Below are 19,934 nucleotides of genomic sequence, written 5' to 3'. Positions count from 1 at the left end.
ACGTAACAAACCCATGCGTCGTGAATGTCGCTCACTCTAGACAAAAATGATTGATAATCCAATTGTTGACGGCAGAAATGCGTGAAAAAAATATGTCCACCGGACCAGACCGAATTACCGATATCCGGGGGGCGGCGATGATTTCGCCAACCGGCGGCGTTTCATGCTGAATCAGGAAGCGGCCAGACGAACGCTGGCCGCGCAGGCGATTATTTTTGCTGCAGAAGGTTAAAACTGGTCATCAGGTTGCGATAATCCGGAATATGGTTGGAGAACAGCGTTCCCAGCCCTTCGATATCATTACGCCAGTCGCGGTGTAGTTCACAGGCAACGCCAAACCACGACATCAGCTGTACCCCGGCCTGCGACATACGATCCCAGGCGGCATCGCGGGTAATCGGGTTAAAGGTACCGGAAGCGTCGGTCACCACAAACACCTCAAACCCCTCTTCAATGGCCGAAAGCGCCGGAAAGGCCACGCAAACTTCCGTCACCACCCCGGCAATAATCAGCTGCTTTTTGCCCGTCGCTTTGACTGCCTTAACAAAATCTTCGTTATCCCAGGCGTTAATATTACCCGGGCGCGCGATATAGGGCGCATCGGGGAATTGCGCTTTCAGCTCCGGCACCAGCGGGCCATTGGGGCCGTTCTCAAAGCTGGTGGTTAAGATAGTCGGCAGACCGAAGTACTTCGCCAGGTCGCCAAGGGCAAGGACGTTGTTCTTGAATTTATCGGGATCGATATCGCGTACCAGAGAGAGTAATCCGGTCTGGTGATCGACCAGCAGCACGGCGGCATCACTTTTATCCAGACGAACATACGGTTTGGCCATGGTTTCTTCCTCATTTTAACGTCAGATCTTCCGTCAGAACGCAGGTTCTGCGGATGCAGGGTTAACAGAGCCGATCTTAGTGTAATCGCTGGCTGAGGATTAGCCGCCTAAAGTGGGACGCATTGTTCCATTTGCAGAACGTACCGCGGCAAACGGAGATCTTCCGGACAGCGTTAATCCAGCGTCACATGGTGCTTCATCACCCGCCGAAACAGCGCCAGACGCGCGCGCATAAAACGGTTTTCCACTTTAAAACCGGCCCGCTTGTGCAAACCGATACGCAACAGACGGTCTCGTCCGCGCACGCTGGCGGGCCAGCGCACCGGCCCGGAGAGCTCGTGGCAGCCGTTACCCGCTACACGGGCAAAGCTAGCCCAATAGTCGGCAACCCGGGCGGCAAAGGTCCGGTCGCGCTCGTTCGCATACTGTCGTACCGGCTCGGCAAGGTCGAGATTGTCAAAAACGTACGCCACTTCATTACCGTGCCACGCGCCGTGCGGATAGGTTTGGTGTTCCGCCTCGGCAACGTAGTCAAACCAGTAGCGCCAGCACGGTTGCCCTACCCGCTGCTGCGCCTGCATCACCACGTAACCCAGGGTGGTAAAGGCCATATCGCGGCAGACTTCACGCCCTAATGCTTCATCGCCCTTGACGCCGGGATAGAGCAGCTTAATCAAACCGAGACCAAAACGGCGTTCGCGGCGAAGCTTCTGGATCTGCCCGGCGATATCGACGCCAAACACCGCCATGACGCTGGCCTCATCGCTGTTCGAGCCGATCATCACCGGCAGCGGGTGCTGACGCCCGCTAAAAAAAGTCTCCAGCATCGGCTGCGGCAGTACGGCATCGCCAACAATGGGCGCCGGGCCGATGGTAAGCGGCGCGGTCAGCGACCAGAACGCGTCCGCCGGAATCGCCCGCAGCTGTTCGGCGCTGGCCTGCGGTAAAGAGAAGTGCTCCGCGATGAGCTTCCCTTTGGCCAGCGCCTTTTCCCGCGGCAGATCCGGCAAGGTATAGCCGCTCTGAATAATCGCCTTATGGAACAGCCCCCTGGATTTTGGCGAAACCATGAGCGACAGCACGCTGCGCGCCCCGGCGGACTCGCCGAACAGCGTCACGTTGGCCGCATCGCCGCCGAAGGCGTGAATGTTCTCCTGAACCCACTGCAGGGCGGCGATCTGATCGAGCAGCGCGAAATTATAGATGCGCTCCCCCTCTTCTTCCTCCAGCGCCGGATGGGCAAAAAAGCCCAGATGCCCCAGCCGGTAGTTAACCGTCACCACCACCACGTCACGGGACGCTAAGGCTTTACCGTCATAGGGCGGTAAGCTTCCCGCGCCGATGGTATAGCCGCCGCCGTGCAGCCATACCATCACCGGCAGCGGCTGCGCGCGCGAAGCGGGTGACCAGACGTTAAGGTACAGGCAATCCTCGGAAAATCGGCCGGGATCGCCGCCGCCGAGCTCACGACAGTACTCAATATCCTGCCAGCTGGAGGCCGAGAAACTCTCCGCCCGGCGCACGCCCTGCCAGCGGGCGGCAGGCTGCGGCGCGCGCCAGCGGAGATCGCCGACGGGCGGCGCGGCATAGGGTATACCGCGCCAGATATGCATGTTCTCTTCAGCGGTGCCGGATAGGGTGCCCTGCCGGGTTTTCACCAGCGGGGTAGACGGATTCTGCATGACCTGCTTCCTTTAACGACTCATGCCAGCAGAGTACTGATTTTACAGCAGACCGCAACGTCGTTTACTGCGCTCTTCCGCCTGTTGATAAAGGGCAAACTCATCATAGACCGGACAGCCCAGCGCCTCCTCAAAGGCCTGGCGGCTGGCGTTGCCGTGGCTGCGGGTCTGTATCTCGTTGCCCAGGTTAGACTGAAAAATCCCGGCGGCGCTGACCGGCAAAAAGTCTTCATAAATAATCGGTTGTGCGATGACCCAGCCGCGTTCAATCAGCGGCTGCGGATCGTCACCCGGACGAAACGCCTGACGGTGCGCTTCGCCGGCGGGCGTCAGGCGATAGCGAAAGTACGCCAGCCCCTGCTGACGCAGCAGGAATTCGCTGTCCGGGAACGGGCTAAACACCTCCTGCAGATGACGCTGATGGGTGAGATTATCCTTGCCCACCCCCGCCTCGCCAAGCAGTCGGTCGTACAGGGCGCGGCCCTTCGGCGTTAAGGCGATACCGCGCTGCTCAATTTCGCCAAAGCGAGCCGTATGCGTGCCTCTATGCTCTCCGGCAAACATCACCGGTTCCTCAAGGGCCTTAAAGCTGGTCTGGCGCAGTAAAATGGGCACATCGCGGCGCGGCGGCCCTTCTATCAGCGCTTTTGGCGCGATACCGCACTCGGGCATTAACGCCTGCACCCGGTCAATATCCAGGGTGCGCGGCGTCAGATGATTAATGTGGCAGCCGGGGAAACAGACCACATCGGCAATCAGCCGGTGCTCTTCATGCAGCGCGTGATAGGTTTCCTCATCGACGGTGGCGTGTCGATGCCAGCGAAAGGTTTCCAGCGCCTGTTGCACAAACTCGCGGGCCTCTGCGGCGGTAAACTCCCCTTTCTGTTCATGTAACGCGATCAGTTCACGACAGCGCGACGTGAAGATATCGCGTCGGGAAAGGATATCCGCCGCCCGCTGACGCAAAGCTTCATTGGCGATAAGTTCAAGTCGCAGAAGCGAGGTAAAAACGCGAAACGGATTGCGCGCCAGCGCGGCGTCATCAATGGGGCGAAACGCGGTGGAGTGAACCGGTACGCCGGCCTGCGACAGATCGTAATAGCTGACGGGATACATTCCCATAATGGCAAACATGCGACGCAAGGTCGCCAGTTCCTCCGCCGTACCGACGCGGATCGCGCCGTGGCGTTCAACGTTCAGCCGCGCCAGTTCATCGGCGTTGGCCAGTTGTTCGTGCAGCGTCGGGTTATTCTCCAGTATGGCCAGGTTAACGTCGGCCACCAGCTCCAGTAGCGTCCCGTACTGCGGAACTTCCTGCTGGTACATCGCCGACATCGCCTGCGAAAAGCTTTCCCGAATCTCATCAGCCGTGATGGTGTTCGCCATGATGTCTTACCTCCAGTGAATTCTCCCTGGAGTGTAGGAAAGCTCTCTGCAGACGGCGGGAAGAATTTACAAACTGTGATGCCGGTAGCTGGCCGGTTTATTTTCAACCGCTCACTTCATAACCGCAGGTTATGTTAAACACCCTTTAATTTCACTTTAAATTAACAAAACATTTACACACACTGCGAGTGGCGACATTACAACAACATGCCTCTCTACCGATAATATGGAGTACCCTCATGAACGACAAATGGTCACCGCGCGAGGTCCTGCACCGCGACTACAGCAGCCATCCTCCCGCTTACGCCCCGGGCTATAAAACCAGCGTGCTGCGCTCGCCGCGCAATGCGCTCATTTCCCTGCAGAATTCCCTTTCTGAAATCACCGGACCGGTGTTCAGCAGCGACGATCTCGGCGCGCTCGATAACGACCTGATCCTCAACTACGCCAAAGACGGCCTGCCGATTGGCGAAAGGATAATCGTCCACGGCTACGTTCGCGATGGATTTGGCCGACCAATGAAAAATACGCTGGTCGAAGTCTGGCAGGCCAACGCGGGCGGACGCTACCGGCATAAGAAAGATCAATACCTGGCGCCTATCGACCCGAACTTTGGCGGCTGCGGACGGGTGCTGACCGACGAAAACGGCTACTATTGTTTCCGCACCATCAAGCCCGGCCCCTATCCGTGGCGCAACCAGGTAAGCGACTGGCGTCCGGCGCATATTCACTTTTCGCTCTCCGGCGACGCCTGGGCACAGCGTCTGATCACGCAGATGTATTTCGAAGGCGATCCGCTGATTAAACAGTGTCCTATTGTCAAAACCATCAATAACGATGATGCCATCAGGACATTAATCGCCGAGCTGGATACCCATGCCGCCGTACCGCTGGACTCTCTGGCTTACCGTTTTGATCTCGTATTGCGCGGCCATCGCGCAACGCTGTTTGAAAACCGCACGCAGGGGGCCGCCCGATGAAAGATTATTTACCTGAAACCGCGTCACAAACCGCCGGCCCTTATGTGCATATCGGCCTCGCGCCGGACGCCGCCGGCTTCCATATCTTTGAGAAAAATTTTGGCCCGACGCTGACCACGGCAGACACCGAGGGCGAACGCATTACTATCGAAGGCAGAGTCATCGATGGCTCCGGCACGCCGGTGCGCGATGTGCTGCTGGAAATCTGGCAGGCCAACGCCGCCGGGCGCTATAACCATCCCGACGACCGACAGCAGGGCAAGAAGCTGGATGCGGCGTTTCGCGGCTGGGGACGCAGCTGCTCGGACTTCACCAGCGGCGTCTGGCGCTTCGAAACCATTAAACCCGGGGCCGTGGTAGGTCGCGACGGGCGCACCATGGCGCCGCACGTTAATCTGTGGGTGGTCGCCCGCGGGATTAATATTGGCCTCAACACGCGGATGTACTTTTCCGACGAGCAGGATGCCAACCAGGTCGACCCGGTGCTGAATCTGATTGAGTGGGAAGTGCGTCGCCAGACCCTCATCGCGCAGCGCGAGGTCCGCGGCGCGGAGATCGTATATCGCTTCGATATTCACCTGCAGGGCGAAAACGAAACCGTCTTCTTCGATATCTGAGTTTTTTCTTCCTTTTTCCGCCCCTGCCGGTCAGGGGCGACGCTATATGGCAAACTCAATAAAATCAACTTGTAAAATAATAATATAAAATGTTAATAATATTTTGCTATGAAGTTAACAATTTTAATCGCCCTTACTTGTCACTGGGACGCCTCTGTTTTTAACATTGATTATGCAAAAAAATGGTCTTTTCAGTCAGCGCATTCGCTTGCGCCATCTACATACTTTCGTGGCCGTCGCTCAACAGGGAACTCTTGGGCGCGCGGCTGAAACCTTAAATCTGAGTCAACCGGCCTTATCCAAAACGCTAAACGAACTGGAGCAGCTGACCGGTACCCGGCTGTTTGAGCGTGGACGCCTCGGCGCGCAGCTCACGCTGGTCGGCGAACAGTTTCTCACCCACGCGGTTAAAGTGCTCGACGCGCTCAATACCGCGGGACAGGCGCTAAACCGTAAAGAAGGCCTCAACAGCGATATCGTGCGCATCGGGGCGCTCCCCACCGCCGCACTGGGGATCCTGCCCTCGGTGATCGGCCAGTTCCATCAGCAGCAAAAAGATATCACCCTGCAGGTGGCGACCATGAATAACACCATGCTGCTGGCCGGACTAAAATCGGGAGAAATCGATATCGGTATCGGACGGATGTCCGATCCGGAGTTGATGAGCGGGTTGAACTATGAACTGCTGTTTCTCGAATCCCTGAAGCTGGTGGTTCGTCCGGGGCATCCGCTGCTGCAGGAAACGGTTACGCTGAGTCGGGTCATGGAGTGGCCGGTGGTGGTTTCGCCCAAAGGTACGCTGCCGCGACAGAACGCCGAAACCCTGCTGCAAAGCCAGGGCTGCAAAATTCCGTCTGGCTGCATCGAGACGCTGTCGGCTTCCCTGTCGCGCCAGCTCACCGTCGATTACGACTACGTCTGGTTTGTCCCCTCCGGTGCGGTCAAAGACGACCTGCGCCGTGGGCTGCTGGCCGCGCTGCCGGTGCCCACCCAGGGCGCGGGCGAACCGATAGGTATTCTCACCCGGGTGGACGCCACGCTCACCGCGGGAACACAAACCCTGCTGAGCGCCATTCGTAAATCGATGCCCGTCTGATCGCCCTCTCCCCGACCGTTATCCGCGTCGGGGAGATCTGACCGCCTGATTTCCTTTTCGCACCCACCATATTCACCACAATAATCAATTAGTGCGAAATCATTCATTAACAATTGCGTAAATTTCTTTAACAGATCTATCATAGCCACGATTTCACCAAATGGTTCACTCGAAATCAATAACAGTAAAAAACCTGCTTTTATGAAGGTCAACATCGCTTCATTCAAAAGCCTTCACTTGAGAAATTGATTCATCTGGTTCACGCCTGTTCAGGGGTGGTTAAGGAGAAAAAATGGCAACTGGCAACGCGCCGCGAGGATTCCCCCGGGTCCTGCAGTGGCTTCTCGCCGGGCTGATGCTGATCATCGGCCTGGCTATCGGTATTCTTGGTGCAAAGCTCGCCTCCGTTGGCGGGACCTTCTATTTTGCGATTATGGGCCTGGTGATGGTTATCGCCGCGGTGCTCATTTTCCGCAGCCGTCGCGGCGGTATCATACTGTACGCGATAGCGTTTATCGCCTCGATCGTCTGGGCCATTAGCGATGCCGGCTGGACCTACTGGCCGCTGTTCTCGCGCCTGTTCGCGCTCGGCGTACTGGCCTTCCTTGCCGCGCTGGTCTGGCCGTATCTGTCCCGGCAGCCGGCGAAAAAAGGGCCGTCGTTTGGCCTGGCAGCGGTGCTGGCGGTGGTACTGTTGGTTAGTTTCGGCTGGATGTTTAAATCCCAGCCGCTGGTCAGCGCCAGCGAGGCGGTGCCGGTTAAACCGGTCGCCGCGGGCGAGCAGCAGAAAAACTGGGCGCACTGGGGCAACACCACCCACGGCGACCGTTTCGCCGCCCTCGACCAGATTAACAAACAGAACGTTGACCAGCTGCAGGTTGCCTGGGTCGCCCACACCGGGGATATCCCGCAGAGCAACGGCTCCGGCGCGGAAGACCAGAATACGCCGCTGCAAATTGGCGATACGCTTTACGTCTGTACGCCCTACAGCAAGGTGCTGGCGCTGGATGTCGATAGCGGTAAAGAGAAATGGCGCTATGATTCAAAAGCCACCGCGCCGAACTGGCAGCGCTGCCGCGGCTTAGGCTATTACGAAGAGAGCCAGGCCCAGGATTCCCCTGCCGCCGACGCGCAGCCGGCCGCCTGCTCCCGCCGCCTGTTCCTGCCAACCACCGACGCCCGTCTGATCGCTATTGATGCCGATAACGGTAAACTGTGCGACGCCTTCGGCGACCACGGTATTGTGGACCTGAGCGTTGGCATGGGAGAAATCAAAGCGGGTTACTACCAGCAGACCTCCACGCCGCTGGTGGCGGGTAACGTGGTCGTGGTTGGCGGTCGCGTGGCGGATAACTTCTCCACCGGCGAGCCCCCGGGCGTCGTTCGCGCCTATGATGTTCATACCGGCAAACTGGCGTGGGCATGGGATCCAGGCAACCCGAACCTGACCGGCGAACCGCCGGCAGGACAGACCTACACCCGCGGTACGCCGAACGTCTGGTCGGCCATGTCCTATGACGCGAAGCTGAATCTGATTTATCTGCCGACCGGTAACGCAACGCCGGACTTCTTTGGCGGCGAACGTACCGCGCTGGACGATAAATACAGTTCCTCCATCGTGGCCGTTGACGCCACGACCGGCCAGGTACGCTGGCATTATCAGACCACCCATCACGATCTCTGGGATTTCGACCTGCCTTCCCAGCCGCTGCTGTACGATCTGCCTGACGGTAAAGGCGGCACCACGCCGGTGCTGGTGCAAACCAGCAAGCAGGGCATGATCTTTATGCTGAACCGCGCCACCGGTGAACCGGTCGCCAAAGTTGAGGAACGTCCTGTCCCGGCGGGCAACGTCAAGGGCGAGCGCTACTCGCCGACCCAGCCCTACTCCGTCGGCATGCCAATGATCGGCAACGAGACGCTGACCGAGTCGGATATGTGGGGCGCGACGCCTGTCGACCTGCTGCTGTGCCGCATCCAGTTTAAAGAGATGCGTCACCAGGGCGTCTTCACCCCGCCGGGCGAGGATCGTTCGCTGCAGTATCCCGGCTCGCTGGGCGGGATGAACTGGGGCAGCGTGTCGGTTGACCCGAATAACAGCCTGATGTTCGTCAATGATATGCGCCTTGGCCTCGCCAACTATATGGTGCCGCGCGCCAAAGTGGCGAAGGACGCCAGCGGTATCGAAATGGGGATTGTGCCGATGGAGGGCACGCCGTTCGGCGCCATGCGCGAACGTTTCCTGTCTCCGCTGGGCATTCCGTGCCAGAAACCACCGTTCGGCACTATGTCAGCGGTCGATCTGAAAACCGGCAAACTGGTGTGGCAGGTTCCGGTGGGCACCGTTGAGGACACCGGCCCGCTGGGGATCCGCATGCATATGCCAATCCCTATCGGTATGCCGACGCTGGGCGCCTCGTTATCAACCCAGTCCGGCCTGCTGTTCTTCGCGGGCACCCAGGACTTCTACCTGCGCGCGTTTGATACCGCCAACGGGAAAGAGATCTGGAAATCGCGTCTGCCGGTCGGCAGCCAGTCCGGCCCGATGACCTACGTATCGCCGAAAACCGGCAAACAGTACATCATCATCAACGCGGGCGGCGCTCGCCAGTCGCCGGACCGCGGCGATTATATTATCGCCTACGCGCTTCCGCAGCAGAAGTAACCACCAGGGCCCCAAACGGGGCCCTTTTTGCGGCCCGGGAACCGCCCGGTGGCGGCTGGCGCGAAAGCAAAATCATCTTCTCCCGCCTAAGCAAGCCATTTTCATTCAGCTATGTTACTATTGCGAATGGTTATCAATAATAACAACTGAACAAGGATAATGGATGAAAAGTTCACCCTGCCGCCTGCTCGCAGGCACCTTCATGTTAGCCGCCGCCTCGGCTCAGGCGTTAAAAGCCCCGGAAGTGGACCTGCGCGATCCGACGATTTGGGAAGAGAAAGCCGCGTCTCCGCTCACCGCCAGCCCACAGCCCTGCGAGGTGTTCAGCGGGCCGCACTGCGCGGTCTGGGAAGATGAGAAATCGGATATTCAACGTGAACGGGAGCGGCGGGAACAGCGGCGATGGCAGAATGGTTATGAAAACCTGCGGCGGGAGTAATCCCTCTTAAACGATAACCCGGGCATGCCCGGGTTATTTTTCACCAGGAAAATCAATTCTCGCCGAAATGAATGACGGTACGAATGGATTTACCTTCATGCATCAGATCAAACGCTTCGTTGATTTGATCCAGCGGCATACGGTGGGTAATAAACGGATCGAGGCGAATTTTCCCCGCCATCGCCTCTTCAACCATTCCCGGCAGCTGGGTACGCCCTTTCACGCCGCCGAACGCGGAGCCGCGCCAGACGCGCCCGGTGACCAGCTGGAATGGGCGGGTTTTAATCTCCTGGCCCGCGCCGGCAACGCCGATGATGACGCTTTCGCCCCAGCCTTTGTGGCAGCACTCCAGCGCCGCGCGCATCACGTTGACGTTACCGATACACTCGAAGCTAAAGTCGACGCCGCCGTCGGTGAGTTCAACAATCACATCCTGCACCGGCTTATCGTAATCATTCGGGTTGATAAAGTCGGTCGCGCCCATCTCTTTCGCGAGAGTGAATTTTTCCGGGTTGGTATCCACCGCCAGAATGCGCCCGGCTTTCGCCTGTACCGCGCCCTGGATCACCGCCAGGCCGATCCCGCCGAGGCCGAAGACGGCGACGGTATCGCCCTCTTTTACTTTCGCCGTATTGTGCACCGCGCCGATACCGGTAGTGACGCCGCAGCCCAGCAGGCAGACTTTATCCAGCGGCGCCTGCGGGTTCACTTTTGCCAGCGAAATTTCGGCCACTACGGTGTATTCGCTGAAGGTACTGGTCCCCATATAGTGATAAATCGGTTCACCGTTATAGGAGAAACGGGTGGTGCCGTCCGGCATCAGGCCTTTACCCTGAGTAGCGCGCACCGCCTGGCAGAGGTTAGTTTTGCCGGATTTACAGAACTTACACTCGCGGCATTCGGCGGTATACAGAGGAATAACGTGGTCGCCCGGCTGCAGGCTGGTCACGCCTTCCCCCACTTCAACGACAATCCCGCCGCCTTCATGGCCCAGTACCGCCGGGAAAACGCCTTCCGGATCGTCGCCTGAGAGGGTAAAGGCATCGGTGTGGCATACGCCGGTATGGGTGATTTTGACCAGCACTTCGCCTTTTTTTGGCGGCGCGACGTCAATCTCAACGATTGAAAGCGGCTGGCCTGGGCCAAACGCGACGGCTGCACGTGATTTCATATCTCTCTTCCTCGTGGTGATTTTATTTTAAATAGGACCGTAGCAGATGCCCGACTTCCGCCATTCTGGCGGCGCGCTGGTCTGGCGTCGTTTCGCCGCTGACCAGTTCATCCTGCAGATGAATTTCAACCATCTCTCCCATCAGGCCGTTGGCGGCGCCGCGAATTGAGGCGATTTGTTGCAGAATGGTCATACAGGGTTCGCCGGATTCCAGCGCCCGCTCGAGCGCTTCAACCTGGCCACGGATGCGCCTTACCCGACTGAGGGCACGCTTTTTATCTTCAGGTGAATGTGGCATGGTGACGCCCTCCATATCATATAGGGGGGTATACTATATTTATTGTTGCCATGAGGCAAATGGCTTCGCCGCTTTAACCGTAGCATAGCGGCGAGAATTTGCGCTTAGCGGAAGTTGAGGCCCCCGAAGAATGAGACAAAAAAACCCGCCGAAGCGGGTTTATCGAGGTTTAACGCCTGCGAGGCATCATCCTCAGCAGCGTGTTATCTTTCCAGAAGTAGTGGTGCAACAGCGCCGCCAGCGCGTGCAGGCCAATGATAAAGTAGCCGGTATTGGCCAGCAGCTCGTGCCACGCTTTCAGGGTATCCACCAGCTCAAAGTTGCTTTCCGCCGCGTGCGGCATGGTCAGGCCAAACGCGAACCACGGGTTACCGCGGTAGTACATCATGACCATGCCGATGGCCGGCAGCGCGATAAACAGCAGATAGATAACCAGATGCCCCAGATGCGCGAAGCCGGTCATCATCGGCGACGGCTTAGGCACAATTGGCGGCGCCGGAGATTTGAGACGCACCAACAGGCGCACCACCATCAGAACAAAAATAGAAATCCCGCAGGAGACGTGAATCATATTGATGACGGGCCGCGCGCTGCGGGGGAAAAAGCCCCGCAGCTCCATCGCCGCGTAAGCGCCTATCACTAAAAGAAACACCAGCCAGTGGATGCCAATTTGCAGGCCAGAATATTTATCGCGCATGAGAAACCCTTAATAAAACGGTGATATCGCCAACATAAACACCTTTTATTAAAAATTCATTAACTTTTACGTACTTATAAAAAAACAATTGTCGGTTTCACGCATTTAATGCAAAAGCGGCGAGTTATCCCCGGCGCAGGAATACGGGGAACGTATACCTCGGCCTTGACGCTGTATATAATCACAGTACAATACTCCCTGCTATTACCATAAACGGGATAAAAAATGTTCGTAGAGCTGATTTATGACAAAAGAAATTTCGAGGGATTGGCCGGCGCTAAAGAGATCATTCTTAATGAACTGACGAAGCGAGTGCATCGCATTTTTCCCGATGCCGACGTCCGCGTTAAGCCGATGATGACCCTGGCCTCCATCAATACTGACGCCAGCAAGCACGAGAAGGAGCAGATCAGCCGCGCCGTGCAGGAGATGTTCGAAGAAGCCGATATGTGGATGCAGGAAGATTAACGGACGAGTGTTGAGGAAACGATGAACACTTTCAGCATAATAGCCATCCCCCTCTTTGCCGCAGCGGTGGTGATGTTGACGTTGGGGGCGACCCGGAAAAACCGTGCCTGCGCTATCGTCGGCGGCGTTTTGATGGCCGCGACCGTGGTTAACGCGGTGACCGGCATGGCGCTACAGGGCGGGTAACAGAATGAGTTTTGTCTGGTACATGGCGCTGATATGCATTGTGATAGCGTATCTTATGATGACCTTCCTCCCCGTTTAATCCCGGGTTTTCGCCTACCCGGGCTTCTTCTACCGGCGGGATCATACCCCCTTGCGCACCAGCGTTGCCGCCTGCATAAAAATCTCGTCCTCGACGCCATCCCCCTTCTGTCTGCCCAGCCTCACCAGTTCTTCAACAATGCTTTCCCGGTTGATTGGCTTCTGGCCAGAGACCAGGCCAATAACCGCCGCGCCAATGGCAAGACCAATCAGCCCCGTTTGCTCTTCTTTGTTCTTCATCGTTCCGCTCCGTTATGCCCGAAAAAAGTTTAGCAGCCGCATCAGCGACTGCAACCCGGGCCTCCACGGGGGTTGATACCCGCGGAATCGTCTTCAAAAGCAGTACGGATTCCGGGTCAGGCAAAGCCTGTCTCCGGCTCGTTAGCCCGTTGAGGGACGCTAAAAAGTGTGAAGTTGATCAAAAACAACAAAATGACGGGCCGAGAGGCGTATTGGTATTACGTCCGCGCCGGGGGCAGCCCGGCGCGAGAAGCGATTGTTACCACCCGATGATTAAAAGGAGAAATCAGCATGATCACTTACGATCGTAACCGCAATCCTATTACTAACGGCAGCCAGGTGATGATTAACGGGACGGGTAAAACCGGTAAAATTATCGCTATCCACGCGACGGGCTTAACGCCAGCCCAGCTGCGCCGTAATAAGACAGTCGAAGTGGAAGGGACGGAAGGTAAGTTCGAGCCCGTTGAACTGATCCGCCTTGGTCTCCACTAAGGAAGCGCAAGCCGCCGCGGCATCAGCCAGACGCCGAATATCGGCTGGCGACGCCGGGCGGTTCCCTACCGGCGCTCGGCGCCATGGCTGGTCTTCGCCTGATACATGCGCCGGTCCGCCACCGCAACGATCTCATTGAGGCTATGATGCGTTGCAGGGTCGTATTCAACGCAGCCCCAGGAAAAGGCCAGCTGCCACGGATTGCCCGCCTGTTGATTATATTCAGCAACGTTATTGCTTAGCTGCGCCATCGCGATGCCCGCCGCCTGCTGGGCAGTATTAGCAAGCAGGATAATAAACTCATCTCCGCCCTGCCTGGCAATGATATCCGACTCCCGGAAGGTGGCTTTCATCAAATCAGCCATCGCCGTCAGGGCTTTATCCCCCTGTTCATGACCCCAGGTATCGTTAATCAGCTTAAAGCGATCGAGATCGATAAATACGAGGCTCGCCGGTTCATTGCGCCGCCTGGCCGTCAGCAGCGCGTACTCCGCTAACGACATAAAACCCCGGCGGTTGAACAGCCCCGTCAGCTCATCGGCGGTCGCCGCGTCGAGCACCTTGAATTCATCTTCCACGATGGCGGCCAGGTCGCTTAATATTTGTATCTCATGCACGGAAAAGGCGCGCGGCTTGTGGTCCATCAGGCAGAACGCGCCGACCGTCGCGCCGTCAGGCAGCTGTACCGGGTATCCGGCATAAAAGCGGATAAAAGGCGCTTCCGTGACCAGCGGGTTATCGTGAAAGCGCAGATCCTGCTGCAGGTCATTAACGATTAAAGGGTCGGTCTGCAGGATAGTATGCGCGCAGAACGTGATATCCCTCGGCAGGGTATCGACTTCAAGTCCGGCGCAGGATTTTACATGCAGGGTATTTTCTCCCACGAGGCTAACCGACGCCACCGGCAGATCGTAGAGCGTACGCGCAAGCCGGGTCAGGCGATCGAAACGCTCTTCTTTTCCGCTATTAAGTAATCCGGATGCCCGCAGCGATTGCAGGCGACGCAGTTCATCGGGATGGAGTCCGGCTAATTTCAATTTTTCTCTCTTACGTTATCAGGATAGATGACGCTGCGCTTATCACTGAAGCGCGCATCAGGCTGTTAACAGACGATTCACATTTGTTGTCTCATGAGTTAAGCATATTTCGCTGACTCGTCAAACGAGACATCAGGTTCGTTCCGTCGCGGCCCACTCCCTCAGCCTCTCTTTCAGCCACTGGCTCGCGCCGCGCTGCCCGCTCCGCTTGTGGGAATAGATTTTCACTTCAAACGGCGGAACCTCAAACGGTAGTTCAAAGACCTTCAGCGTCGCCGCGTCAGTCATTTTTGCCGCGGCAGAGCGCGGTATCGCCATAAGCAGTTCACTTTGCGCAATAATAGCTGGCGCGCTCAGCATAGAGGGGGTTTTGATGGTGATATGCCGCGAGAAGCCCATTTTCGCAAGCTGCACGTCGAGAACGCCCTGGCTTTCATTCCACGGGGTGACTACCAGATGCTGTGCTGCCAGGTAGTCCGTCAGCGTGAGCCGGGATCGCCTGGCGCTGCTTATCGCAACATAATCATCTTTCAGCCAGCAAATCTCATCCAGCTCCGGATGCTCTGCTTCATCCAGCGCGCTAAATCCCAGCGCTAAATCCACCTCGCCGGCCAGCAGTTCCGTCAGCGCCGGGCTGTGCGGCAGATAGCGCAGTTCGAAACGCAGGCCTGGCGCCTGTTGCTGTAGCCTGGGCATCAGCGTCGGGAAAACGCACTGCGCGGTGAAGTCCGTGATCGCTATCTGTAGGCAGTCGGTACTGGCTGAGGCAACAAACTTCGGCTGCGGAGTAAGCTCCTGATCTAAAAACTTGAGCGCCGAAGCGATGGAAGGCGCGAGCTGGGTGGCGTATACGCTGGGGCACATACGATGACCTTCGCGATAGAAAAGCGGGTCGTTGAGCGCGGCGCGCAGTCTGGATAGCGCGTGGCTTAACGCTGATGTGCTCATCGCCAGCTCTTCCGCCGCCAGGCGCACCGAACGATAGCGGTAGACCGCCTCAAATACCGGCAGCAGATTCAAATCAAGACGGCGAAGCGCAGGATGCATAATATTCATCATTGGGTGATTTCATTGCACTTAATTCTTCTAACCTTAACGTTTATGCTTGGCGGTATCAAACTCACGATGGCACAACAGGTACTCCAATGAATATGACCATTCGTCAGGCCCGCCCGGCGGACGCAAAAGCAATTTATGACATGATTTACGAGCTTGCGGTTTATGAAAAAGCGCCGGAGCAGGTGGTCACCACGGTAGATGAAATCCAGGCATCGCTTTTCGCCAGCGACAGCAAAACGGAAGCGCTAATCTGCGAGATTGACAATAAGGTTGCCGGGTACGCGGTGTTCTTCACCAGCTATTCCACCTGGCTCGGTCGAAACGGCATCTATATGGAAGATCTGTACGTCACTCCCGAATTTCGCGGTCGCGGCGCTGGAAAAGCGCTATTGCGAACCATCGCTCAGCTGGCGGTAAAAAGAGAGTGCGGTCGCCTGGAGTGGAGCGTGCTCGACTGGAACCAGCCGGCCATTGATTTTTATCTGAGCATTGGCGCCGTTGCGCAAAGTGAGTGGGTTCGCTATCGCCTTGACGGCGCCGCGCTTGCCGCTTTTGCTGAACGGGGCGGGAACGCCGAATAATCGGCCACCCGGCGGGCCCTTCCCGGGCCCATCTTTTCAACCCCTTGCCAATATGCCCGCGGCGTATAAAGCTGAAACAAAAAATTATTAACCCTTAATGCCCCGCCCACAACCCGCCGAATTTATTCACTTTTCCGTACGCGTTTTTATCAGCATTTAACGGCGCCGGAAAAATCGTTGGTTGCCCTATTCCGCCAGCTGAACTAAGCCTGGAGAAGTTTTCACCTGACAGTTCAACTGACCTGGAGATTCTTCATGAGTAAACTCGGGATTAATGGATTTGGGCGTATTGGACGTTTAGTACTGCGCCGATTACTGGAGGTTAATAGTCCTTTAGAGGTCGTCGCCATCAACGACCTCACCTCCCCCAAGGTACTGGCCTACCTGCTTAAGCATGATTCTAACTACGGACCATTCCCGTGGAGCGTCGATTTTACTGAAGATGCGCTTATCGTTGACGGCAAAAAAATTACCGTTTATGCCGAAAAAGAGGCTCAGCATATTCCGTGGAAAGCGGTCGGTGCCGAGCTGATTGTCGAGTGTACGGGTTTTTATACCTCCGCGGAAAAAGCGCAAGCTCATCTGACCGCCGGCGCTAAAAAAGTGCTTATCTCCGCGCCCGCTGGCGATATGAAAACCATTGTCTATAACGTTAACGACGACACGCTGGAGGCAAACGATACGATTATTTCCGTGGCCTCCTGCACCACCAACTGCCTGGCGCCGATGGCGAAAGTGCTGAATGACGCCTTTGGTATTAAGGTGGGAACCATGACCACCATTCACGCCTATACCGGTACGCAATCGCTGGTTGACGGCCCGCGCGGCAAAGATCTACGCGCTTCCCGCGCGGCGGCGGAAAATATCATTCCGCATACAACCGGGGCGGCGAAAGCCATCGGGCTGGTTATTCCAGCGCTTAGCGGCAAGCTGAAGGGCCACGCCCAGCGCGTGCCGACGAAAACCGGGTCGGTGACTGAGCTGGTGTCGGTGCTGGAGAAAAAGGTCTCCGCCGAAGAAGTCAATCAGGCGATGAAAAACGCGGCGACGAACAACGAATCATTCGGTTACACCGAAGAGGAGATCGTCTCGTCGGACGTGATTGGCAGCCATTTCGGTTCCATTTATGACGCCACGCAGCTGGAGATTGCCGAGGTTGGCGATCTCCAGCTGGTGAAAACCGTCTCCTGGTACGATAACGAGTATGGCTTCGTTACCCAGCTTATCCGCGTACTGGATAAGTTCGCCAAATAAATCCCGGGGGCGGCTGACGCCTTGCCCGGGCTACAGGTACGTGCGGCCTGCGTTTGGGTAGCTCGGGTAAGGCGTCAGCCGCGACCCGGGAGGCGGTCTGCGGGCTGGGTAGCCCGGACAGATGCGCAGCATCGCCTCCGGGAAGCCCACCGGTTCTCTGCTGACTCAGACCTGCAGATAGACCACCTGGGTTTGCAGATACTCATTCAGACCATGACGCCCGTCGGCGCCGCCGATGCCCGATTTACGCCATCCGGCATGGAAACCCTGCATCGCTTCGAAGTTCTCGCGGTTAATATAGGTTTCACCAAACTTCAACCCTTTGATCGCCTTCATCGCGACGTTCAAATCGCGGGTATAGATTGACGACGTCAGCCCGTAATCGCTATCGTTGGCCATCGCCAGCGCCTCTTCAAGGGTATCAAACGCCACCACCGGCAGCACCGGACCGAACGTCTCTTCATGCACGATATCCATCTCCTGGCGCACGTCCAGCAGCAGCGTCGGCGGATAGAAATAGCCCTTACCCGTCACCGCTTTCCCACCCAGGACAACGCGCGCGCCCTGGGCCACCGCTTTCGCCACCTTCTGCTCCACGCGCTCCAGCGCGGCGGCGTTAATCAACGGTCCCATTGCGATATCGTCGCGAGACGCCGGATCGCCAAACTGCACCGCCTTCAGCGCTTCGCCCAGACGGTTAACGAAGCGATCGTAAATGCCCTTTTGCACATATACGCGCTCAACGCAGTTACACACTTGCCCGCTATTAATTACGCGAGAATCCACCACTGCCTTAACCGCCAGCTCAAGATCCGCATCGTCCATCACGATAGCGGGCGCTTTACCGCCCAGCTCCAGACACACTTTGGTGATGTTTTTCGCCGCCGCGGCCATAATCTTCTCACCCGCGGCGACGCTGCCGGTCATGCTGACCATCGCCACTTTCGGATTGCTCGCCAGCTCCTGGCCCACGGTTTCGCCGCGCCCCAGCACCAGGTTAAAGACCCCTTTCGGCAGGCCGATATCATGGACGATTTGCGCAAAAGCGATGGCGTTATTCGGCGTAAATTCACTCGGTTTAATCACGATGGTATTACCGGTAATGAGCGCCGGCGCCAGCTTGCGGGCAATCAGGAAGAACGGAAAATTCCACGGCAGAATGCCGGTGGTCACGCCCAGCGCGCGCTTGAATACCAGAATATTTTCCCCCGGCCGGTCGCTCTGTACAATTTCACCTTCATAACGGCGCGCCCATTCGGCCATATAATCCAGATAATCGGCGGTAAAGGAGACCTCCACCGCGGCCAGCTGCTGTATTTTTCCGCCCTCGGCGACGATCAGCGCGGCGATCTCCTCGGCCCGCTCGCGGATACCGGCAGCGATTTTGCGCAGCCACCCCGCTCGTTCAATCGCCGGCAGGGCTTCCCAGCCCGGCTGCGCGCGCTCAGCGGCCAGAATCGCGCGCCGGGCATCTTCCGCGCTGCCGTCGGGAATACGCGAAATCAGCGCTTCCGTCGCCGGATTGATCACATCAATCCATGCATCACCGCGGCCGGGTTCAAACTGGCCGTCAATATACATAGGGTGTTGAACGGGTGCTGTCATGGTCTGCTCCTCAGGATTATTGTTTTTAACAGGTGAACTAGATGTTAAAAATTATCGCCCATCAGGCAAAGGGACAGCATGAGCACTTGTTTTTGTGAGATATTTCATAAAAACGGAGCAATCCGGGGCGTAAAAAATCACAATTCAATAACAGATGATGCCCGTTTGCGATATCGCTAACGCAAACGGGCAGGATGAGAGTTACCGGCTAATAGGTCCTGCGTTCGAAGGGGAAATGCGGGCTGGCTATCATGGCATGCCGCGCCATTCCCTAAGCCAGCTGACGCGCGCTTAGCGCATCGGAGAGCAGGCGGTCGTCGCGCAGCGTCTGCCACGCCTGAGCGATGTGCGGCGGAATATCCACATGAGCGATAAATCCCTTACCCAGGGGGCCGTAGCCCTGCGGGTTATCCGTCAGCCGCGGCAGTTCACCGAGGATTAGCGCCAGATAGCGCCCCACCGGCCACAGACCCGCCTCTTTCCCGCTGAACGTGACGCCGTCACGCCCGTTACACAACACCGGTGAACAGCCCGGCGCGCTGTACCACATCGGCGCACGCGGGTCGTCTTGCCAGACGCGGGCAAATGTCGCCATCGTTCGCCGCTGCATGGTCGGATCCTGAACCACCACGCCCGTACGGTGCGCAATGCCGTTGTGCTCCAGCATCTGCCGGGTAAAGCGCGCGTTCTCGCCGCAGTTGGTGGAGCGGTCTTCCACCACGATTCGTTGGCGCGGAATCGCCCAGAACTGATGGGCAATGTCGGCCAGAATATGCGCCTCGGCGCGATCGTCTACCGGAATGGTGCTGTAGCGCGGGTCATTCAACACCGACTGGTATAAAAACGAGGTGGAGTGGCCGATACCGCCGCTGATCAGCAGAGGAACGGCGTGATGCGCTGCCAGCCGGCAGGCGAAATCAATGGTCGGGATCACCGCATTGCCTGCCAGCACCACCAGCTCTATTTGCGGATCCTGCGGTAAATCATCCTGCGCCAGCCAGGCCCCCAGCTGATTCGCCGCGGCCAGTACCGCCTCCGGCAGCGATGGAAAATGCTCTGACATGTTC

General features: G+C 57.3%; 21 protein-coding genes. 10 read left to right on the top strand and 11 right to left on the bottom strand.

Annotated features, from left to right (window positions below; all coding sequences use genetic code 11):
- Positions 1–209 precede the first annotated feature (209 nt).
- From ycaC to ABLU96_RS19890, 3 genes are all read right to left on the bottom strand, one after another.
- Positions 210–833 carry an isochorismate family cysteine hydrolase YcaC gene (gene ycaC, locus ABLU96_RS19900; RefSeq protein ID WP_004850558.1) on the bottom strand — a complete coding sequence of 208 codons (624 nt, stop codon included), beginning with the start codon at positions 831–833 and terminating at the stop codon, positions 210–212.
- 173 nt (positions 834–1,006) lie between these two features.
- On the bottom strand, positions 1,007–2,515 hold the full coding sequence (locus ABLU96_RS19895) for a carboxylesterase/lipase family protein (RefSeq protein WP_064404818.1): 1,509 nt from the start codon (positions 2,513–2,515) through the stop codon (positions 1,007–1,009).
- Between the two features lie 42 nt (positions 2,516–2,557).
- Positions 2,558–3,901 carry a VOC family protein gene (locus ABLU96_RS19890; protein ID WP_048263586.1) on the bottom strand — a complete coding sequence of 448 codons (1,344 nt, stop codon included), beginning with the start codon at positions 3,899–3,901 and terminating at the stop codon, positions 2,558–2,560.
- 239 nt (positions 3,902–4,140) lie between these two features.
- Between ABLU96_RS19890 and pcaH the strand changes: the two genes are divergently transcribed.
- The 5 genes from pcaH to ABLU96_RS19865 all read left to right on the top strand — a co-directional run bounded on the left by pcaH (position 4,141) and on the right by ABLU96_RS19865 (position 9,698).
- Positions 4,141–4,881 (top strand): protocatechuate 3,4-dioxygenase subunit beta, encoded by a 741-nt coding sequence (pcaH, locus tag ABLU96_RS19885; RefSeq protein WP_004850552.1) that lies wholly within the window; start codon positions 4,141–4,143, stop codon positions 4,879–4,881.
- Positions 4,878–5,498, top strand: a complete 621-nt coding sequence (pcaG, locus tag ABLU96_RS19880; RefSeq protein ID WP_004850549.1) for a protocatechuate 3,4-dioxygenase subunit alpha — start codon at positions 4,878–4,880, stop codon at positions 5,496–5,498. The genes pcaH and pcaG overlap by 4 nt, the downstream gene beginning before the upstream one ends.
- 172 nt (positions 5,499–5,670) lie before the next feature.
- Entirely contained in the window at positions 5,671–6,594 is a 924-nt protein-coding gene (locus tag ABLU96_RS19875) for a LysR substrate-binding domain-containing protein (protein ID WP_004850547.1), read from the top strand.
- 292 nt (positions 6,595–6,886) lie between these two features.
- Positions 6,887–9,259, top strand: a complete 2,373-nt coding sequence (locus ABLU96_RS19870; protein WP_064404816.1) for a membrane-bound PQQ-dependent dehydrogenase, glucose/quinate/shikimate family — start codon at positions 6,887–6,889, stop codon at positions 9,257–9,259.
- Between the two features lie 163 nt (positions 9,260–9,422).
- On the top strand, positions 9,423–9,698 hold the full coding sequence (locus ABLU96_RS19865) for a hypothetical protein (RefSeq protein WP_025107907.1): 276 nt from the start codon (positions 9,423–9,425) through the stop codon (positions 9,696–9,698).
- A 52-nt stretch (positions 9,699–9,750) separates the two neighbouring features.
- Here ABLU96_RS19865 and ABLU96_RS19860 read toward each other — a convergent pair whose 3' ends face one another.
- The 3 genes from ABLU96_RS19860 to cybB all read right to left on the bottom strand — a co-directional run bounded on the left by ABLU96_RS19860 (position 9,751) and on the right by cybB (position 11,864).
- Positions 9,751–10,869 (bottom strand): S-(hydroxymethyl)glutathione dehydrogenase/class III alcohol dehydrogenase, encoded by a 1,119-nt coding sequence (locus ABLU96_RS19860; RefSeq protein WP_014229209.1) that lies wholly within the window; start codon positions 10,867–10,869, stop codon positions 9,751–9,753.
- 22 nt (positions 10,870–10,891) lie between these two features.
- On the bottom strand, positions 10,892–11,167 hold the full coding sequence (locus ABLU96_RS19855) for a metal/formaldehyde-sensitive transcriptional repressor (protein ID WP_004101746.1): 276 nt from the start codon (positions 11,165–11,167) through the stop codon (positions 10,892–10,894).
- Positions 11,168–11,336: 169 nt separating this feature from the next.
- Positions 11,337–11,864, bottom strand: a complete 528-nt coding sequence (gene cybB, locus ABLU96_RS19850; protein WP_025107908.1) for a cytochrome b561 — start codon at positions 11,862–11,864, stop codon at positions 11,337–11,339.
- A gap of 225 nt (positions 11,865–12,089) precedes the next feature.
- Here cybB and ABLU96_RS19845 point away from each other — a divergent pair, with 225 nt between their 5' ends.
- Both ABLU96_RS19845 and ABLU96_RS19840 read left to right on the top strand, forming a co-directional pair.
- Complete coding sequence (locus ABLU96_RS19845; RefSeq protein ID WP_004101739.1) at positions 12,090–12,332, top strand: DinI family protein; 243 nt, start codon at positions 12,090–12,092, stop codon at positions 12,330–12,332.
- Between the two features lie 21 nt (positions 12,333–12,353).
- The gene (locus ABLU96_RS19840; protein WP_004850538.1) at positions 12,354–12,518 is read left to right on the top strand and encodes a hypothetical protein; all 165 of its coding nucleotides are present in this window, start codon (positions 12,354–12,356) and stop codon (positions 12,516–12,518) included.
- Between the two features lie 120 nt (positions 12,519–12,638).
- Here ABLU96_RS19840 and ABLU96_RS19835 read toward each other — a convergent pair whose 3' ends face one another.
- A complete protein-coding gene (locus tag ABLU96_RS19835; RefSeq protein WP_014229206.1) occupies positions 12,639–12,836 on the bottom strand; it encodes a hypothetical protein in 198 nt (65 codons plus the stop codon).
- A gap of 291 nt (positions 12,837–13,127) precedes the next feature.
- Here ABLU96_RS19835 and ydfZ point away from each other — a divergent pair, with 291 nt between their 5' ends.
- Positions 13,128–13,331 (top strand): putative selenium delivery protein YdfZ, encoded by a 204-nt coding sequence (gene ydfZ / locus ABLU96_RS19830; protein ID WP_004850536.1) that lies wholly within the window; start codon positions 13,128–13,130, stop codon positions 13,329–13,331.
- A 65-nt stretch (positions 13,332–13,396) separates the two neighbouring features.
- On the opposite strand, the gene ABLU96_RS19825 is transcribed toward ydfZ, so the two are convergent.
- Positions 13,397–14,368, bottom strand: a complete 972-nt coding sequence (locus ABLU96_RS19825) for a sensor domain-containing diguanylate cyclase (RefSeq protein ID WP_014229205.1) — start codon at positions 14,366–14,368, stop codon at positions 13,397–13,399.
- Between the two features lie 132 nt (positions 14,369–14,500).
- Positions 14,501–15,424, bottom strand: a complete 924-nt coding sequence (locus ABLU96_RS19820; protein WP_162557344.1) for a LysR family transcriptional regulator — start codon at positions 15,422–15,424, stop codon at positions 14,501–14,503.
- A gap of 89 nt (positions 15,425–15,513) precedes the next feature.
- Here ABLU96_RS19820 and ABLU96_RS19815 point away from each other — a divergent pair, with 89 nt between their 5' ends.
- Both ABLU96_RS19815 and gap read left to right on the top strand, forming a co-directional pair.
- On the top strand, positions 15,514–16,008 hold the full coding sequence (locus tag ABLU96_RS19815; protein WP_014838362.1) for a GNAT family N-acetyltransferase: 495 nt from the start codon (positions 15,514–15,516) through the stop codon (positions 16,006–16,008).
- 255 nt (positions 16,009–16,263) lie between these two features.
- Complete coding sequence (gene gap, locus ABLU96_RS19810) at positions 16,264–17,262, top strand: type I glyceraldehyde-3-phosphate dehydrogenase (RefSeq protein ID WP_004850532.1); 999 nt, start codon at positions 16,264–16,266, stop codon at positions 17,260–17,262.
- A 165-nt stretch (positions 17,263–17,427) separates the two neighbouring features.
- Here gap and aldA read toward each other — a convergent pair whose 3' ends face one another.
- Entirely contained in the window at positions 17,428–18,867 is a 1,440-nt protein-coding gene (gene aldA, locus ABLU96_RS19805) for an aldehyde dehydrogenase (RefSeq protein ID WP_025107910.1), read from the bottom strand.
- A gap of 271 nt (positions 18,868–19,138) precedes the next feature.
- Entirely contained in the window at positions 19,139–19,930 is a 792-nt protein-coding gene (locus ABLU96_RS19800; RefSeq protein ID WP_064375228.1) for a YdcF family protein, read from the bottom strand.
- Positions 19,931–19,934 lie beyond the last annotated feature (4 nt).

Source organism: Klebsiella sp. CN_Kp106, assembly GCF_040064575.1.
In the GTDB taxonomy this organism is placed as follows: Bacteria; Pseudomonadota; Gammaproteobacteria; order Enterobacterales; family Enterobacteriaceae; genus Klebsiella; species Klebsiella michiganensis.
This window is presented reverse-complemented; position numbering and strand designations above follow the sequence as displayed.

Coding starts and splice junctions, on each gene's coding strand:
- cybB (WP_025107908.1), bottom strand. CDS start 11,864: ATGCGCGATAAATATTCTGGCCTGCAAATTGGCATCCACTGGCTGGTG.
- ycaC (WP_004850558.1), bottom strand. CDS start 833: ATGGCCAAACCGTATGTTCGTCTGGATAAAAGTGATGCCGCCGTGCTG.
- ABLU96_RS19855 (WP_004101746.1), bottom strand. CDS start 11,167: ATGCCACATTCACCTGAAGATAAAAAGCGTGCCCTCAGTCGGGTAAGG.
- ABLU96_RS19895 (WP_064404818.1), bottom strand. CDS start 2,515: ATGCAGAATCCGTCTACCCCGCTGGTGAAAACCCGGCAGGGCACCCTA.
- ABLU96_RS19870 (WP_064404816.1), top strand. CDS start 6,887: ATGGCAACTGGCAACGCGCCGCGAGGATTCCCCCGGGTCCTGCAGTGG.
- ABLU96_RS19815 (WP_014838362.1), top strand. CDS start 15,514: ATGAATATGACCATTCGTCAGGCCCGCCCGGCGGACGCAAAAGCAATT.
- ABLU96_RS19800 (WP_064375228.1), bottom strand. CDS start 19,930: ATGTCAGAGCATTTTCCATCGCTGCCGGAGGCGGTACTGGCCGCGGCG.
- gap (WP_004850532.1), top strand. CDS start 16,264: ATGAGTAAACTCGGGATTAATGGATTTGGGCGTATTGGACGTTTAGTA.
- ydfZ (WP_004850536.1), top strand. CDS start 13,128: ATGATCACTTACGATCGTAACCGCAATCCTATTACTAACGGCAGCCAG.
- ABLU96_RS19890 (WP_048263586.1), bottom strand. CDS start 3,901: ATGGCGAACACCATCACGGCTGATGAGATTCGGGAAAGCTTTTCGCAG.
- pcaH (WP_004850552.1), top strand. CDS start 4,141: ATGAACGACAAATGGTCACCGCGCGAGGTCCTGCACCGCGACTACAGC.
- ABLU96_RS19865 (WP_025107907.1), top strand. CDS start 9,423: ATGAAAAGTTCACCCTGCCGCCTGCTCGCAGGCACCTTCATGTTAGCC.
- aldA (WP_025107910.1), bottom strand. CDS start 18,867: ATGACAGCACCCGTTCAACACCCTATGTATATTGACGGCCAGTTTGAA.
- ABLU96_RS19845 (WP_004101739.1), top strand. CDS start 12,090: ATGTTCGTAGAGCTGATTTATGACAAAAGAAATTTCGAGGGATTGGCC.
- ABLU96_RS19840 (WP_004850538.1), top strand. CDS start 12,354: ATGAACACTTTCAGCATAATAGCCATCCCCCTCTTTGCCGCAGCGGTG.
- ABLU96_RS19875 (WP_004850547.1), top strand. CDS start 5,671: ATGCAAAAAAATGGTCTTTTCAGTCAGCGCATTCGCTTGCGCCATCTA.
- ABLU96_RS19820 (WP_162557344.1), bottom strand. CDS start 15,424: ATGAATATTATGCATCCTGCGCTTCGCCGTCTTGATTTGAATCTGCTG.
- ABLU96_RS19835 (WP_014229206.1), bottom strand. CDS start 12,836: ATGAAGAACAAAGAAGAGCAAACGGGGCTGATTGGTCTTGCCATTGGC.
- pcaG (WP_004850549.1), top strand. CDS start 4,878: ATGAAAGATTATTTACCTGAAACCGCGTCACAAACCGCCGGCCCTTAT.
- ABLU96_RS19860 (WP_014229209.1), bottom strand. CDS start 10,869: ATGAAATCACGTGCAGCCGTCGCGTTTGGCCCAGGCCAGCCGCTTTCA.